We start from the raw sequence: 14,776 nt of genomic DNA, 5'->3' as shown, positions 1-14,776 counted from the left end.
CTGGCCACCCGAGGACGTGCGGCCGGAGCGCGTACGAGCACGCCGAAGGAGACCACGATGGCCGCACCCGTGATCCGTTCCGTCACCGCCACCCGGACCGTCCTGCTGCCCGGGCAGTCGACCACCGTACGGGTCGACGCCTACCACCCCGACTCGCGGCTGCTCACCGTCGCCGGCCGGGTCAGCGACCCCACCGGCGCCGCCTGGGACGCTCCGGTCCGGGTGGATCTGGGCGTGCCGCTGACCGTCCAGCTCGCCAGCACCACGCCCGGCGTGACGGTCGCCCCGAGCGGGACCGACCCGGACAGCTTCACGGTCACCGTCCTGGCCGGCCGGGGCCCGGTCACGGTGACCGCGACGGCGCGGGACGGCGCCGGCCGCACCGGCACCGCCGTCCTTACGCTGACGGTGCCGCTGCTGGTCGGGATGAGCGCCGAGAAGGGGGCGCGGACCCGGCAGGTGGTCGTCGCCTATCCGGACATCCGCTACATGCGCGACTACGGCACCGACGGCCCGGACGCGGACGCGCTGCCGGAGCTGCCCCCGCTGGACGCCGGCAAGTTCGTCGACGCGCCGTCGGCCGTCATGCACGTCTCCTGGAAGGACGACGTGGAGCAGCTGGCCGGCTGGCTCGACGGCGTCCGCCGGCCGGTCTACCTGACCTGGTACCACGAGCCGATGGGCGACGTGCCCCCGGCGACGTACCGGGCCACCGCCGGCCGGGTGACCCAGATCGTGGCCGCGCACCCCAACCGGCGTTGGGTGCTCGGGCACGGCCCGATCGTCACCCGCTACTGGCTGGACGAGGGCGGCGGCAACCCGGCCGACTGGGCCTATCCGGGCATGACGCACTACGGCGTGGACTGCTTCTCACGGGACACCGCCGGGTACTGGCCGGCCTCCCGGATGTTCGGGGTCTCCTTCGGCAAGGTGCGCGCCGCCTGTCCCGGCGTCCGGCTGCTGGTGCCCGAGTACGGGCTGAGCCGGACCACGGCCGACCCCACCGGCGCCGGCCGGGCGCGGGCGGTACGGGACCACGTGACCTGGCTGCGCCGGCAGGCCGACGTGGACGCGGTCGCGTACTGGAACAACGGGGCCGACTTCGCGCTGGGTGACCCGCCGCTCGACTCCACCGCCTGGCGCGACCTCCAGCTCGGCGCGGCATAGAATCAGCCGATGAGGCGGAGCCGGTGACCGACGGGGGCACGACGCACCCGGGCTACGGCCATGTCTGCCTCGCCTACGACGACCCGGCGACGCTGCACGCCCAGGCGGTCGAGCAGGTCACCATCGGTCTCGCGGCGGGCGAGCAGGTCTGGCTGATCGGCCCGGACGAGGCCGACACCGTGGCGCGACGGTTGGCGTCGGTGCCCGGCTTCGACGCCGCCCGGCGACGCGGCGCGGTGCGGCTGTTCCCGGTCGGCCACGCCTACCGTCACGACGAGGCCGTCGACCCGGAGCGGCAGGTTCAGGCGTACGTGCGGGCCACCACCGAGGCGCTGGCCGCCGGCCACACCGGCCTGCGGGTGCTGGCCGAGGCGACCGGCCTGGTCCGCACCGCCGCGCAGCGGGACGCCTTCGCCCGCTACGAGCACCGCATCGACCACTGGCTGCGGCACCGGCCGATGTCCGCGGTCTGCGCCTACGACCGCCGCGTGCTGGGCGACGCGGCGATCGCGGAGCTGGCCTGCATGCATCCGGAGACCAACACCGACGTGCTGTTCCGACTGCACGCCGGCGACGGTGACGCGGCGGTGACGCTCGGTGGCGAGCTGGACCCGACCAACCACCGGCTCTTCGCCGCCGCGCTGGACCGGGCCGACCCGCGCCCGACCGCCGGGCGGCTGGTCTTCGACGCGACCCGGCTGGCCTTCGTCGACCACCGCAGCCTGCTGCACCTGCGCGACCACGCCCGCCGCCACGGCGCGGTCGCGGTGCTGCGCACCCGCCGGTCGGCCGCGGCCCGGCTGGTCGAGCTGCTGGGCCTGACCGAGGTACGGGCGGAGGTGGTCCGATGAGGACCGGCGCGGCCGCCGGCCACGTGGGCTACTTCCACGAGGCGATCCTGTACGACTCCGACGACGAGTTGCTGACCGTGGTGGTGCCGTTCCTGCTGGGCGGTATCGAGGCCGGCGAACGCGTGGCGGTGAGCCTCGACGCGCACCACGCCGAGCTGGTGCGCCGGGCGCTGCCCACCGGCGCGGAGGTCACCTTCCTGCCCGGCGGGGACGTCTACGCCCGGCCCGCCGCGGCGATCCGGGCCTACCGGGAGTGGTTCGGTTCGGTCACGGTGGGCACGGCGCAGCTCCGGATGGTCGGCGAGCTGCCACCGGCGTTGCTCGGCGCGACCTGGGACGCGTGGGCCCGTTACGAGTCGGCGATCAACCACGCCTACGACGACTTCCCGCTGTGGGGCATCTGCGCCTACGACCGGCGCGTCGTGCCGCCGCACGTGCTGACCGATGTGGCCCGCACCCATCCCCGGATCGCCCGGCCGGACGGCAGCCACGAGCCGACCGGGGTCTACACCGAACCGGCGACCTATCTGGCCGAGTGCCGGCCGGCTCCGCCGGACCCGCTGCAGCACACGGCGCCGCTGGTCGAGCTGACCGACCCGACGCCGGCCGACGCCCGGGCGGCGGTGCGCGCCGCCGACGCCGGCCACCTTCCGCCCGACAGCGTCGACGACCTGGTGATGGCGGTCAGCGAGGTGGTGTGCAACGCGGCGCGGCACGGGACGCCGCCGGTGCGCATGCGGGTGTGGTGCGGGACGGACCGGATCGTGGTGACCGTCCACGATCGGGGTCCCGGCCCCAAGGACCCGTACGCCGGGCTGTTGCCGGCGGGCGACGGCAGCGAGGGCGGCCTGGGGTTGTGGATCAGCCACCAGAGTTGCGACCACGTGACGCACCACCGGGACGCCGACGGTTTCACCATCCGCCTGACGGCGGGGAATCCGCACTTCCCGGTCTGACCGTCGGACCGACCGGCGGGCCAAGGGCGGGGCGGGGCGAGCGCCGTGTGCGAACACGGTACCGTTGCGCCTCATCGTGCCCCGCGGCCTGGCGCTGGCGAACCGACGGAGGATGGCGCATGTCCAACGGTGAGGAACCGTTCGCACCCCACGACGACGTGTCCGCGCGACCGCGGTTCGACCCGGCGCTGCGCGGCTACGACAAACGGCAGGTGGACCGGTACGTCGAGCAGATGGACGGCGAGCTCGGCGCGTTGACCGCCGCCCGGGACCGGGCGTACGCCCAGGTGCGTGAGTTGACCGCGCAGATGCAGCGGGCGCAGGCCGAGGCGGTCGAGCTGCGGGACCGTCCGACGGCGGTGGACCGGGCGTCGTTCCGGGACCTCGGCCCGATGGTCGACCAGATTCTCGACCTGGCCGAGAAGCAGGCCGGTCAGATCACCGAGATGGCCACCAAGCGCGCCGACGACTTCCAGGCCCAGGCGGAGCGGGTGCTGACCGCGGCCCAGGAGCAGGCCGCCCTCCAGCGGCGCGAGCTGGAGGAGGAGCTGTCCGCCCGCCGGGCCGAGCAGGAGCGGGTGGACGAGGAGCGCCGCGCCACCGCGCAGGCGGAGCTGACCGCCGTCCGGGAGTTGGCGGAGAAGCTGCGTTCCGAGGGTCAGGCGGTGCACGACCGGGCCCAGCAGGAGGCGAAGCGGATCAGCGAGCAGACCACGCAGCAGGTCGAGCAGGCCCGGTCCGCGTCCGAGGCGCTGGTGAAGGCCGCCCGCACCCAGATCCAGCAGGAGGTGCAGGCCAACCGGAGCAAGGCCCAGCAGGAGCTGGCCCAGTGGCAGGCGACCATGGCCCGGGAGCTGGACGAGCGGCGGGCCGCGGCCGAGCAGGAGTTGGCCGACCGGGCGACGGCGGCCGAGCGGGACATCGCCGCGCTGGTCGCCGAGGCCCAGCAGTACGCCACCGAGGTGCGCGAGCGGGCCGACGAGGAGACCGCGGCGCACCAGGAGCAGCTCGCCGGCGTGCAGCGGGAGATCCAGCAGCGGCAGGAGACGCTGGGCCAGCTCAAGAGTGAGCTGGAGACCGTCGGCCAGCAGTTGGCACAGACCCGTGGGGAGATCACCACGATCGAGCGGGCCGGCGCCGAGCTGGAGGAGCGGCTAATCGTCGTACGCCGGGACCTGGCCGCCGAGACCAAGCGGCTGGACGAGGCGCGGCGCGCGGCGGAGCTGGCCGAGCAGCACGCCAAGGAGACGCGGGCCCGGGTGCAGCGGGAGGCCAAGCGGGTGGCGGACCTGGCCGCGGCGGCGGTGATGGCGGCCGCCGCGGGCGGTGGCGAGACCGCCGAGTACCCGCAGGTGGCGGTGCGCCCGACGGCGGCCGGGCCGGCGCCCGTCGAGCGGACCGACGCCGACCGGGACGAGGTCGACCGGCCGCGCGCCGGGCGGGCGGACGCCGACCGCGAGGAGGCCGACCGGCCGCGCGCCGGGCGGCCGGACGCCGACCGGGACGAGGCCGACCGGCCGCGCGCCGAGCCGTTCATCGAGCGGTTGGACGGGCCGAGCTTCGACGCGTTCGCGGTGCGGACGCCGGCGCCCCGTGGGGCGTCCGAGGCGGAGACCACCGGGCCGGACGCCGGCGTCCGCGCCCCGGCCTGACGGTCAGGCGGCGCCGCCCGCCGCGGGGACGTCGTCGATCGTGACGACGAGCTTGCCGGTGACCCGGCCGGTGTCGGCGCGCGCGTGGGCGGCCGCCAGCTCGGACAGTGGATAGGTCCGCTCGACGTGGACCGAGAGCTGTCCCGCGTCGACGAGCTCGCGGATCGTGTCGAGCGGCGCGGTCAGCCGCGTCCCGCCGAGCCAGCGGTACCGCCGGCCCCGCCGGTGCGCCTCCGGTTCCGTGACGCCCGGGTCCAGCGCGGCGCCGAGCAGGAGGCCGTCCGGGCGGAGCGCGTCGAGCGACAGTCGCCCGTAGTCGCCGCCGACCAGGTCGAGGACGACGTCCACGTCGCGGGCGACGCTGCGGAAGTCGGTGCGGGTGTAGTCGACGGGTTCGTGCACCCCCAGGTCGCGGAGGAACCGGTGGTGCGCGGCGCGGGCCGTGCCGAGCACGTACGCGCCGCGCTGCCGGGCGAGCTGGACCGCGAGGTGCCCGACCCCGCCGGCGGCGGCGTGGATCAGGATCCGCTGGCCGGCGCGCAGGTCCGCGTACTCGACGACGGCGATGAGCGCGGTGCGCGCCGCGACCGGCAGGGCGGCCGCCGTCGGGTGGTCCACGGTGGCGGGTCGGGCCGCCAGGCTCGCCTCCGGCACCGAGACGATCTCCGCGTACGTGCCGATGAAGTGGATCCCGTATACCTCGTCACCGACCCGGAACCGGCCGTTCGGCTCGGCCTCGACGACGGTGCCGGACAGGTCCGAGCCCAGGACGAACGGCGGTGACCCGAGTTCGGGCACGAGTCCGCGTCGGATCTTCGTCTCACCCTGGTTGACCGACGCCGCGTGGACCCGGACCAGGGCGTGCCCGGGTGCCCGGACGGGGCGTGGCAGCCGGACCGTGCGCAGCACCTCGGGTCCGCCGAACCGGGTGACGACGCCGGCGCGGATCAGGTCGGGGACGGGCGGCGGCGTGGACCGCGTGTCCGGTGGGGCGGTGGATCCGGAGGGTTGAGTGGTCATGGCCAGCACCGTAAAGTCTCACATCGATGTGAGAGTCAAGGAGTGACCGTGCGGATCGGTGAGCTGTCCCGGCGGACCGGGATCCCGGTCCGGATGCTGCGGTACTACGAGGAGCGCGGGCTGCTGGCGCCGCAGCGCACCCCGAGCGGCTACCGGCGCTACGCGGAGGCGGACGTCGAACGGGCGATGCTGGTCCGCAGCCTGATCAGGTCGGGGCTGCCGACCAGGCTGATCCCGCCGTTGCTCCGCGACCCGTTCGGCCCGGTGGCCGCGGGCGAGCCGGGCGACGACGAGGGCGAGATGGTCGCGCTCTTCACCGCCGAGCTGGCCCGCCTGGACAACCGGATCGCATGCCTGAGCCTGAGCCGGGACGCGGTACGCCGACACCTGCGACTGCGGCGGGCCCGGGCGCGGGCGCGGGGCCGAACCCGGTGACCCTTGCCACCCGCCTTTGCGATATGCAAATATGTGGATCAATTTGCCGCCACGACTTCGGGGGTTCGACATGCGGAAGGCGTCCTCGATCGGCACCGCGGCGCTCCTGGCCGTCGCCGCGGCGGGAGTCGCGGTGGTGGGCGCGGCGGCACCGGCCAGCGCGAGCTGCAGCCACTCGCACTCCAACGTGGACACCAAGTTCGGCCAGCTCTTCAACGCCACCAACGTCAACATCCGCAGCGGCCCGCACACCACCTGCGGCTCCCTGGGCTACGGCCAGCTCAGCCACAACGTCGACTTCCACTGCTTCGCCAGCGGCGACCGGGTCAGCGCGAACGGGCACACCACCTACACCTGGACCTACCTGCGGGACACCACCACCGGCGTCTCCGGCTGGGTCGCCGACGCGCTGCTCGACAACCTCGGCGGCAACGTCGCCTGCTGAGCGGGCCACGCGACGCCCGTCGGGCGGGCAGAATCACCGGGCATGACCGGAGTCCCCCTGCACCCGCCCGTCGAGCCGTACGCCACCCGTCGGATCCCGGTCGGTGACGGCCACGTCCTGCACGTGGAGGAGGTCGGCCGGCCGGACGGCGTACCCGTGGTGTTCCTGCACGGTGGGCCCGGCGGTGGTCTGGTGCCGGCGGCGCGGCGGTTCTTCGATCCCGGGCGCTACCGCGCGGTGCTGTTCGACCAGCGCGGCGCGGGCCGCAGCACCCCGTTCGGCGAGCTGCGCGCGAACACCACCGGGCACCTGGTGGCCGACCTGGAGACGATCCGGGAGCGGCTCGGCATCGACAGGTGGCTGGTCTTCGGCGGCTCGTGGGGCGTCACGCTCGGCCTGGCGTACGCGCAGGCGCACCCGGACCGGGTGACCGGGCTGGTGCTGCGCGGCGTGCTGCTGCTGCGGCGCAGCGAACGGGACTGGTTCTACCAGGGTGGCCTGCGGCACCTCCAGCCCGAGGAGTGGGCGCGGTTCGTCGCCCCGATCCCGCCGGCCGAACGCGACGACGTGCTGGCCGCCTACCACCGGCGGCTGCACGGCCCGGACGCGGACGAGGCCCGGTCCTGCGCGCGCTCCTGGGGGCGGTGGGAGGCGGTGAACTCGTCGCTGCGACCCGACCCGGCGGCGCTCGCCCACTTCACCGCCGACGAGCAGGCGTTGCCGATCGCCCGGATCCTGTCGCACTACGCGGTGCACGGCGGCTTCCTCGCCGAGGGGCAGCTACTCGACGGCGTGGACCGGATCCGCCACCTGCCGGCCGTGATCGTCAACGGCCGCTACGACCTGTGCTGCCCGCCGGTGTCCGCGTACGACCTGGCCCGTCGGTGGCCGGAGGCGGAACTGCGGATCGTGCCCGACGCCGGCCACTCCGCGGCCGAGCCGGGCATCGCGCGGGAGCTGCTGGGCGCGCTCGACCGGGTCGCCGACCTGATCGACTGAGCGCCCGGAGCCCGCGCCTGGCCATTCGGGAGCGTCGCTGGCAAGATCGGCCGGATGACGGGTTCGCTGTACGCGGTCAGTGATCTCCACGTGTCGTACCCGGAGAACCGGGCGGTGGTGGACGGCCTGCGGCCGGAGTCGGCGGACGACTGGCTGATCGTGGCCGGTGACGTCGGCGAGTTGTTCGCCGACATCGAGCGGACGCTGGCGCAGCTGCGCGACCGGTTCGCCCGGGTGCTCTGGGCGCCCGGCAACCACGAGCTGTGGACCCATCCCACCGACCCGGTGACGCTGCGCGGGGTGGCGCGCTACCAGGCGCTCGTCGCGATGTGCCGGGACCTGGGCGTGCTCACCCCGGAGGACGACTATCCGGTGTGGCGGGGCGCGGGCGGGCCGGTCACCGTGGCCCCGCTGTTCCTGCTCTACGACTACTCGTTCCGGGCCCCGGGCACGTCCACCAAGGAGGAGTCGCTGCGCGTGGCGTACGAGTCCGGGGTGGTGTGCACCGACGAGATGCTGCTGCACCCCGATCCGTACCCGGACCGGGAGTCGTGGTGCTGGGCGCGGCTGGCGGCGACCGAGCGGCGGCTGGCGGCGACCGATCCGGCGTTGCCGACCGTGCTGGTCAACCACTGGCCGCTGGTCCGGCAGCCGACCGACGTGCTCTGGTATCCGGAGTTCGCCCAGTGGTGCGGCACCGAGCGCAGCGCCGACTGGCACGTGCGGCACCGGGCCGCCGTCGCGGTCTACGGTCACCTGCACATCCCCCGCACCACCCACTACGACGGGGTGCGGTTCGAGGAGGTCTCGCTCGGCTACCCGCGCGAGTGGGGCCGCCGGGGCGGCGAACCCCGGCCGATGCGGCGGATCCTCGGCGGCGCCAAGTGATCGAGGCGTTGCTGCCGCCGGCGGCGGTGGCCGTCGAGGCGTTCGCCGACGTGGCCGGCGACGAGCCGTACCCCGGGGAGGAGGACCTGGTCGCCCGCGCGGTGCCCAGCCGCCGCCGCGAGTTCGTCACCGCCCGGCGCTGCGCGCGGGAGGCGCTGGCCCGGCTCGGGTACGCGCCGGCGCCGATCCGCCCCGGCCCCCGGCGCGAGCCGGTCTGGCCGGCCGGGGTGGTGGGCAGCATCACCCACTGCGCCGGCTACCGGGCGGCGGTGGTGGCCCCGGCCGCCGCGCTGGCCGGGCTCGGCGTCGACGCCGAGCCGCACGGGCCGCTGCCCGACGGGGTGGCCGACGCGGTCACCACCGCCGGCGAGCCGGCGCACCTGGCCGGGCTGCGCGCCGCCGACGCGGGCGTGCACTGGGACCGGCTGCTGTTCAGCGCGAAGGAATCCGTCTACAAGGCGTGGTATCCGTTGACCGGCAGGTGGCTCGGGTTCGAGGACGCGGAGCTGACAGTGGGCCCGGCGGGCCGGTTCACCGCCCGGCTGCTGGTCGACGGCACGCGGGCCGACGGCGGGCCGCCGTTGCGCGTGCTCGACGGCCGCTGGCTGGTCGCCGGCGGGCTGGTGGTGACCGCGGTGGTGGTGCCGCACCCCTGACAACTCGTCCGGGTGATCCTTGTTTGTCCGTCCTCGCCCAGGGTAGGGCCTTGAAGGCTGAGGTCAGATCGCCGCAGGGAGGACAGGAGCCTGATGGAATCCAGCAAGCCCGCACAGGTCGTCAAGGATGTCGTCGAGGCCGCTGTCGAGAAGGTCGGCGAGGCGCTGACACCGGACGTGCCGGGCGCGCCGGGCAGCGCGCCACCATCGCTCGAGGAGCCGACCGCACCGCACGGTCCGCTGCCGCCGAAGGACGAGCAGGGCGCGCCGGACACCCGTACCCCGACCGGCGCGGAGACCGGCGTGCCGAAGATCGCCAAGGGGCAGCAGGGGGCGTACCTCACCACCGCCAACGGCGCGCGGCTGCGCGACACCGACCACTCGCTCAAGGCCGGCCCGCGCGGCCCGGTGCTGCTCCAGGACCACCACCTGCGCGAGAAGATCATGCACTTCGACCACGAGCGGATCCCGGAGCGCGTGGTGCACGCCCGCGGCGCCGGGGCGCACGGCGTCTTCGTCGCGAACGGCGCCGCCGAGCAGGTCACCCGGGCCGGCTTCCTGAAGAAGGGTCGCGAGACACCGGTCTTCGTCCGCTTCTCGACGGTGCTGGGCTCGCGCGGGTCGGCGGACACGGTCCGCGACACCCGGGGCTTCGCCACCAAGTTCTACACCGACGAGGGCACGTTCGACCTGGTCGGCAACAACATGCCGGTCTTCTTCATCCAGGACGCCATCAAGTTCCCGGACATCATCCACGCCGCCAAGCCGCACCCGGACCGGGAGATCCCGCAGGCGCAGAGCGCGCACGACACGTTCTGGGACTTCGTCTCGCTGCACACCGAGGCGCAGCACCACACCATCTGGAACATGTCCGACCGGGGCATCCCGCGGTCCTACCGGACCATGGAGGGCTTCGGCGTGCACACCTTCCGCCTGGTCGACGACGCCGGCGCGACGGTGCTGGTGAAGTTCCACTGGAAGCCGAAGCTCGGGGTGCACTCGCTGGAGTGGGAGGAGGCGCAGCTGATCAACGGCATCGACCCGGACTTCCACCGCCGCGACCTCTACGACGCCATCTCCGCCGGCGCGTACCCGCAGTGGGAGCTGGGCATCCAGGTCTTCCCGGACACGCCGGAGGAGACGTTCGCCGGGATCGACCTGCTCGACCCGACGAAGATCGTGCCGGAGGAACTGGCGCCGGTGCAGGCGATCGGCACGCTCACCCTCAACCAGACGCCGCGCAACTTCTTCGCCGAGACCGAGCAGGTGGCGTTCCACCTCGGGCACCTGCCGCCCGGCATCGACGTCACCAACGACCCGCTGTTGCAGGGCCGGCTCTTCTCCTACCTGGACACGCAGCTCACCCGGCTGGCCGGGCCGAACTTCACCCAGATCCCGATCAACCGGCCGCACGCCGACGTCAACGACATGCTCCGGGACGGCTTCCACCAGCAGGCGGTGCACGCCGGGGTGGCGCCCTACCGGCCGAACTCGCTCGACGGCGGCAACCCGTTCCCGGCCGGCGACCGCGAACACGCGTTCGTCGACGTGCCGGTGACGGTGGCGGAGGCGCCGAAGGTCCGGGCCGCGCCGGCCTCCTTCGACGACCACTACAGCCAGGTCCGGCTCTTCTGGGCGAGCATGTCCCCGGTGGAGCAGGAGCACATCGTCCGGGCGTACACGTTCGAGCTGGGCAAGTGCTACCACCAGGCGATCAAGGAGCGGCAGCTCCAGTGCCTGGCCAACATCGACCCGGTGCTCTGCGAGCAGGTCGCCGCCGGCCTGGGCCTGCCCGTGCCGCAGCCGACAGTGCCGCTGGCCGAGGTGCAGCCCAGCCCGGCGCTGTCCCAGGTCGGCCGGGAGTGGCCGGCCGACGGCCGGATGGTGGGCATCGTGGTCGACGCGAACGGCGACCTGGACGACGTCGGGCAGGTCCAGCGCGCGGTGTTCGCGGCCGGCATGGTGCCGCTGCTGATCGCCGCGCACGGCGGCACGGTGGGCGGGCTGCCGGTGCAGCGCACGTTCGCCACGGCCCGGTCCGTCGAGTTCGACGCGGTGCTGCTAGCCGGGGCGCCGGCGCCGGACGCGTTGCCGGGGCGGGACGCCAAGGCCGGCGTGCCGGGTTCGGCCACCATCGATCCGCGGGTGTCGCTGCTGGTCGAGGAGGCGTGGCGGCACGCCAAGGCGATCGGCGCGTGGGGTGCCGGCGCCGAGGTGCTGCGGCAGACCGGGGTGGCCGGTTCGCCAGGCGTGGTGACCGGTGACTCCGGCGCCGACGTGCTGGAGTCGGTGCAGCGGCTGATGGCGGCGCACCGGGTCTGGGAGCGGTTCCCGGCCTCGGTCGCCTGACCGACGCACGGTCGAGGGGCGGTCCGCCACGGCGGGCCGCCCCTCACGCCATTTGTTTCATTGACCTGTCTAAGTATTGCAGCTTCATGTCGCGCGCCGCCATGATGACCGTCAATTTCCTCCTCCCCCGAAGGAGCGGTCCGCATGGCGCCCACCCGCCGTACCCTGATCCGGTCCGTGGTGGCCGGGTCCGCGCTCGCCGCGCTGCCCGACCTCGCGCTCTCCCCCGCCCCCGCAGCCGCCGCCAGTCCTCCGGGCGACGTGGTCGGCAAGGTCTCCGTCGGCTACCAGGGCTGGTTCGGTTGCCCGGGCGACGGGGCCCCGATCGGCGGCTGGTGGCACTGGAGCCGGGACCGGTTCCAGTCCCCCTCGCCGGCGAACACCACGATCGTGTCCTGGCCGGACATGCGGGAGTACGCACGCGGCTACCCCACCGCCTACCCGAACCTCGGCGACGGCCGGCCGGCCACGCTCTTCTCCTCCTACGACCAGCAGACCGTGGACACCCACTTCCGCTGGATGCAGGAGTACGGCTGCGACACCGCAGCGTTGCAGCGGTTCAACCCGTTCGGCGACGAGGGGCCGACCCGCGACGCGATGGCGGTGAAGGTCCGCTCCGCGGCGGAGCGGTTCGGCCGCAGGTTCTACGTGATGTACGACGTGACCGGCTGGACGGCGATGCAGTCGCAGCTCAAGGAGGACTGGGCGACGAAGATGTCGGCGCACACCGCCTCACCGGCGTACGCCCGGCAGAACGGCAAGCCGGTGGTCTGCGTGTGGGGGTTCGGCTTCGCCGACGACGGCCGGCCGTTCACGCCCGCCGCCTGCCTGGACGTGGTGCGGTGGCTCAAGGCCCAGGGCTGCTACGTCATCGGTGGCGTGCCGACGTACTGGCGGCAGGGGATCAACGACTCCCGCCCCGGCTTCGCCGACGTCTACCACGCGTTCGACATGCTCTCGCCGTGGATGGTCGGGCGCACCGGCACGCTCGACGGGCTGGACTGGTTCCACGCCAACGTCAACGTGCCCGACCTGGCCGACTGCGCCGCGCACGGCATCGACTACCAGCCCTGCGTGATGCCGGGCGACCTGTCCGCCGGCCACCGGCGGCACGGTGAGTTCTACTGGCGGCACCTCTACAACATGGTTCGGCTCGGCGCGCAGGGCCTCTACGTGTCCATGTTCGACGAGTTCAACGAGGGCAACCAGATCGCCAAGACCAGCGAGACGGCGGCGGCCACCCCGGCCGGGACCGGGATCCGGGCGCTCGACGAGGACGGCACCGCCTGCTCGGCGGACTACTACCTGCGGCTCACCGCCGACGGTGGCCGGATGCTCAAGGGCCAGTTGGCGCTCACGGCGGTGCGGCCCACGCCGCCGGTGACCGGGGGCGGGCAGCCGCCCGGCGGCGACCTGGCGGCCGGTCGGCCGGCGTCGGCGAGCAGTCAGCAGAACGGGCCGTTCGGCGCCGGCAACGCGGTCGACGGCGACCGGGGCACGTACTGGGAGTCGGCCAACGGCGCGTTCCCGCAGTGGTGGCAGGTCGATCTCGGCGCCACCCGGTCGGTGGCCCGCCTGGTGCTCGCGCTGCCGGCCGGTTGGGAGGCCCGGACCCAGACGCTCTCGGTGCAGGGCGGCGCGAACGGCACGACGTTCGCCACGCTGGCCGGGCCGGCCGGCGTCCGGTTCGACCCGGCCACCGGCAACCAGGCGACGCTGACGTTCGCCGTCACCCCGGTCCGGTACGTGCGGGTGCTGATCACCGCCAACACCGGCTGGCCGGCCGGACAGCTCGCGCAGCTCTCCGCGTACGCCGCCTAGCTCATCGAAGTTCATCGTTGACGTCTTAGTTAATAGTCTTTAATATTTGGTCCACCTCGAGGAACACCCCCTGTCCGCCCCCGCCCCCCCGGGAAGGCCCTCGATGCCCACACCCCACCTCCGGCGTCGCCTCGCCGCCGGTGCGCTCGCGCTGGCCACCGCCGCCGCGACGCTCGCCCTCACCCCGTCCGCCGCCGAGGCGGTCGTGCTGCCCAACGGCTTCAAGAGCGTCGGCTACATGCCGTCGTGGAGCGGCAGCGTCACCAGCATCCAGTACGGCAAGCTCACCCACGTCAACTACGCCTTCGCGCTGCCCAACGGCGACGGCAGCCTGCGCCCGGTGGAGAACCCGAGCAAGCTCTCCTCGCTGGTCTCGCTCGGGCACGCCAACAACGTCAAGGTCTCCATCGCCATCGGCGGCTGGAACGACGGCGACGACTCCGCGTTCGAGGCGCTCGCCGCCAACTCCGGCGCCCGCGGCGCGTTCGTGAACAACGTGGTCGCCTTCGTCAACCAGTACAACCTCGACGGGGTCGACATCGACTGGGAATACCCCGACCCGGGCGCGTCCGCCAGCAACTACACGCTGCTGATGCAGCAGCTCGGCAGCGCCCTGCACAGCCGCGGCAAGCTGCTCACCGCCGCCGTGGTCGCCGAGGGCTACTACGTCAACGGCGTACCCACCGCGGTCTTCGGCGCGGTCGACTGGCTCAACATCATGGCGTACGACGGCGGCAGCCCGCACGCCAACTACGACTGGGCGATCGCCGGCGTCAACGGGTGGAAGGCGCGCGGCCTGCCCGCCGCCAAGGCGGTGCTCGGCGTGCCGTTCTACAGCCGGCCCGGCTACTACACCTACGCCGCGCTGGTCGGCATGGACCCGGCCAACGCCAACCGGGACTGCACCACGGCGGGCGGCGTCCAGCAGTGCTACAACGGCATTCCGACGGTCAAGCGCAAGACGCAGTGGGCCATGGCGAACGCCGGCGGCATGATGAACTGGGAGCTGTCCCAGGACACCACCGGCGCGACGTCGCTGGTCAGCGCGATCTACGACACGGTCACCGGCGGCGGCACCACCCCACCGCCGTCCGGGCGCACCGGGCCGGTCACCGGCATCGGCGGCAAGTGCGTCGACGTCGCCGCCGCCGGCACCGCCAACGGCACCGCGATCCAGCTCTACACCTGCAACGGCACCGCCGCGCAGAGCTGGACCGTGGCCGGCGACGGCACGCTGCGGTCGCTGGGCAAGTGCCTCGACGTGACCAGCGCCGGCACCGCGAACGGCACGAAGATCCAGCTCTGGGACTGCAACGGCACCGGCGCGCAGGTCTGGCAGGCGCAGAGCAACGGCACGCTGCGCAACCCGGTGTCGAACCGGTGCCTGGACGCCACCGACAACAGCTCCGCCGACGGCACCCGGTTGCAGATCTGGGACTGCTTCGGCGGCGCCAACCAGGTCTGGCGGCTGCCGGCCTGAGCACCCGCGGGAGCGGCCCGGCCCGGGGCCCGACCCGCGCGGCACCGGCCCGGCGGG

Annotated in this window: 13 protein-coding genes; 12 read left to right on the top strand and 1 reads right to left on the bottom strand. The window is 73.8% G+C overall.

From position 1 onward, the window contains the following. Positions 1 to 57 precede the first annotated feature (57 nt). The 4 genes from ACH495_RS14755 to ACH495_RS14740 all read left to right on the top strand — a co-directional run bounded on the left by ACH495_RS14755 (position 58) and on the right by ACH495_RS14740 (position 4,626). Positions 58 to 1,167 carry a hypothetical protein gene (locus ACH495_RS14755; RefSeq protein WP_396858248.1) on the top strand — a complete coding sequence of 370 codons (1,110 nt, stop codon included), beginning with the start codon at positions 58 to 60 and terminating at the stop codon, positions 1,165 to 1,167. A gap of 23 nt (positions 1,168 to 1,190) precedes the next feature. Then, complete coding sequence (locus ACH495_RS14750) at positions 1,191 to 2,018, top strand: MEDS domain-containing protein (protein WP_396858247.1); 828 nt, start codon at positions 1,191 to 1,193, stop codon at positions 2,016 to 2,018. Beyond that, on the top strand, positions 2,015 to 2,974 hold the full coding sequence (locus ACH495_RS14745; RefSeq protein ID WP_396858246.1) for an anti-sigma factor RsbA family regulatory protein: 960 nt from the start codon (positions 2,015 to 2,017) through the stop codon (positions 2,972 to 2,974). Before ACH495_RS14750 ends, ACH495_RS14745 begins: the two co-directional genes overlap by 4 nt. 119 nt (positions 2,975 to 3,093) lie before the next feature. Beyond that, on the top strand, positions 3,094 to 4,626 hold the full coding sequence (locus tag ACH495_RS14740) for a hypothetical protein (protein WP_396858245.1): 1,533 nt from the start codon (positions 3,094 to 3,096) through the stop codon (positions 4,624 to 4,626). A gap of 3 nt (positions 4,627 to 4,629) precedes the next feature. Here the strand turns inward: ACH495_RS14740 and ACH495_RS14735 are convergent, their stop codons facing one another. Next, a complete protein-coding gene (locus ACH495_RS14735; protein ID WP_396858244.1) occupies positions 4,630 to 5,646 on the bottom strand; it encodes an NADP-dependent oxidoreductase in 1,017 nt (338 codons plus the stop codon). 48 nt (positions 5,647 to 5,694) lie between these two features. Here ACH495_RS14735 and ACH495_RS14730 point away from each other — a divergent pair, with 48 nt between their 5' ends. The 8 genes from ACH495_RS14730 (at position 5,695) to ACH495_RS14695 (ending at position 14,719) form a co-directional block, all read left to right on the top strand. Further along, entirely contained in the window at positions 5,695 to 6,081 is a 387-nt protein-coding gene (locus ACH495_RS14730) for a MerR family transcriptional regulator (RefSeq protein WP_396858243.1), read from the top strand. A gap of 70 nt (positions 6,082 to 6,151) precedes the next feature. Continuing rightward, positions 6,152 to 6,526 carry a hypothetical protein gene (locus tag ACH495_RS14725; protein ID WP_396858242.1) on the top strand — a complete coding sequence of 125 codons (375 nt, stop codon included), beginning with the start codon at positions 6,152 to 6,154 and terminating at the stop codon, positions 6,524 to 6,526. A 42-nt stretch (positions 6,527 to 6,568) separates the two neighbouring features. Beyond that, positions 6,569 to 7,525, top strand: a complete 957-nt coding sequence (gene pip, locus ACH495_RS14720; RefSeq protein WP_396858241.1) for a prolyl aminopeptidase — start codon at positions 6,569 to 6,571, stop codon at positions 7,523 to 7,525. 54 nt (positions 7,526 to 7,579) lie between these two features. Beyond that, complete coding sequence (locus ACH495_RS14715) at positions 7,580 to 8,413, top strand: metallophosphoesterase family protein (protein ID WP_396858240.1); 834 nt, start codon at positions 7,580 to 7,582, stop codon at positions 8,411 to 8,413. Continuing rightward, positions 8,410 to 9,069 carry a 4'-phosphopantetheinyl transferase gene (locus tag ACH495_RS14710; RefSeq protein ID WP_396858239.1) on the top strand — a complete coding sequence of 220 codons (660 nt, stop codon included), beginning with the start codon at positions 8,410 to 8,412 and terminating at the stop codon, positions 9,067 to 9,069. The genes ACH495_RS14715 and ACH495_RS14710 overlap by 4 nt, the downstream gene beginning before the upstream one ends. A 93-nt stretch (positions 9,070 to 9,162) precedes the next feature. Beyond that, the gene (locus tag ACH495_RS14705) at positions 9,163 to 11,418 is read left to right on the top strand and encodes a catalase (RefSeq protein ID WP_396858238.1); all 2,256 of its coding nucleotides are present in this window, start codon (positions 9,163 to 9,165) and stop codon (positions 11,416 to 11,418) included. Between the two features lie 144 nt (positions 11,419 to 11,562). Beyond that, the gene (locus tag ACH495_RS14700; RefSeq protein WP_396858237.1) at positions 11,563 to 13,239 is read left to right on the top strand and encodes a discoidin domain-containing protein; all 1,677 of its coding nucleotides are present in this window, start codon (positions 11,563 to 11,565) and stop codon (positions 13,237 to 13,239) included. Between the two features lie 103 nt (positions 13,240 to 13,342). Beyond that, complete coding sequence (locus ACH495_RS14695) at positions 13,343 to 14,719, top strand: glycosyl hydrolase family 18 protein (protein ID WP_396858236.1); 1,377 nt, start codon at positions 13,343 to 13,345, stop codon at positions 14,717 to 14,719. Positions 14,720 to 14,776 lie beyond the last annotated feature (57 nt).

Source organism: Micromonospora sp. NPDC018662 (genome assembly GCF_044391475.1).
GTDB lineage: Bacteria > Actinomycetota > Actinomycetes > Mycobacteriales > Micromonosporaceae > Micromonospora.
The sequence above is the reverse complement of the archived record's forward strand: the minus strand, read 5'-3'. Positions and strand labels throughout refer to the sequence as shown.

Excerpts from the sequence above, each read along its gene's own strand:
- pip (WP_396858241.1), top strand. The coding sequence starts at position 6,569 with ATGACCGGAGTCCCCCTGCACCCGCCCGTCGAGCCGTACGCCACCCGT.
- ACH495_RS14745 (WP_396858246.1), top strand. The coding sequence starts at position 2,015 with ATGAGGACCGGCGCGGCCGCCGGCCACGTGGGCTACTTCCACGAGGCG.
- ACH495_RS14755 (WP_396858248.1), top strand. The coding sequence starts at position 58 with ATGGCCGCACCCGTGATCCGTTCCGTCACCGCCACCCGGACCGTCCTG.
- ACH495_RS14725 (WP_396858242.1), top strand. The coding sequence starts at position 6,152 with ATGCGGAAGGCGTCCTCGATCGGCACCGCGGCGCTCCTGGCCGTCGCC.
- ACH495_RS14740 (WP_396858245.1), top strand. The coding sequence starts at position 3,094 with ATGTCCAACGGTGAGGAACCGTTCGCACCCCACGACGACGTGTCCGCG.
- ACH495_RS14715 (WP_396858240.1), top strand. The coding sequence starts at position 7,580 with ATGACGGGTTCGCTGTACGCGGTCAGTGATCTCCACGTGTCGTACCCG.
- ACH495_RS14700 (WP_396858237.1), top strand. The coding sequence starts at position 11,563 with ATGGCGCCCACCCGCCGTACCCTGATCCGGTCCGTGGTGGCCGGGTCC.
- ACH495_RS14705 (WP_396858238.1), top strand. The coding sequence starts at position 9,163 with ATGGAATCCAGCAAGCCCGCACAGGTCGTCAAGGATGTCGTCGAGGCC.
- ACH495_RS14735 (WP_396858244.1), bottom strand. The coding sequence starts at position 5,646 with ATGACCACTCAACCCTCCGGATCCACCGCCCCACCGGACACGCGGTCC.
- ACH495_RS14695 (WP_396858236.1), top strand. The coding sequence starts at position 13,343 with ATGCCCACACCCCACCTCCGGCGTCGCCTCGCCGCCGGTGCGCTCGCG.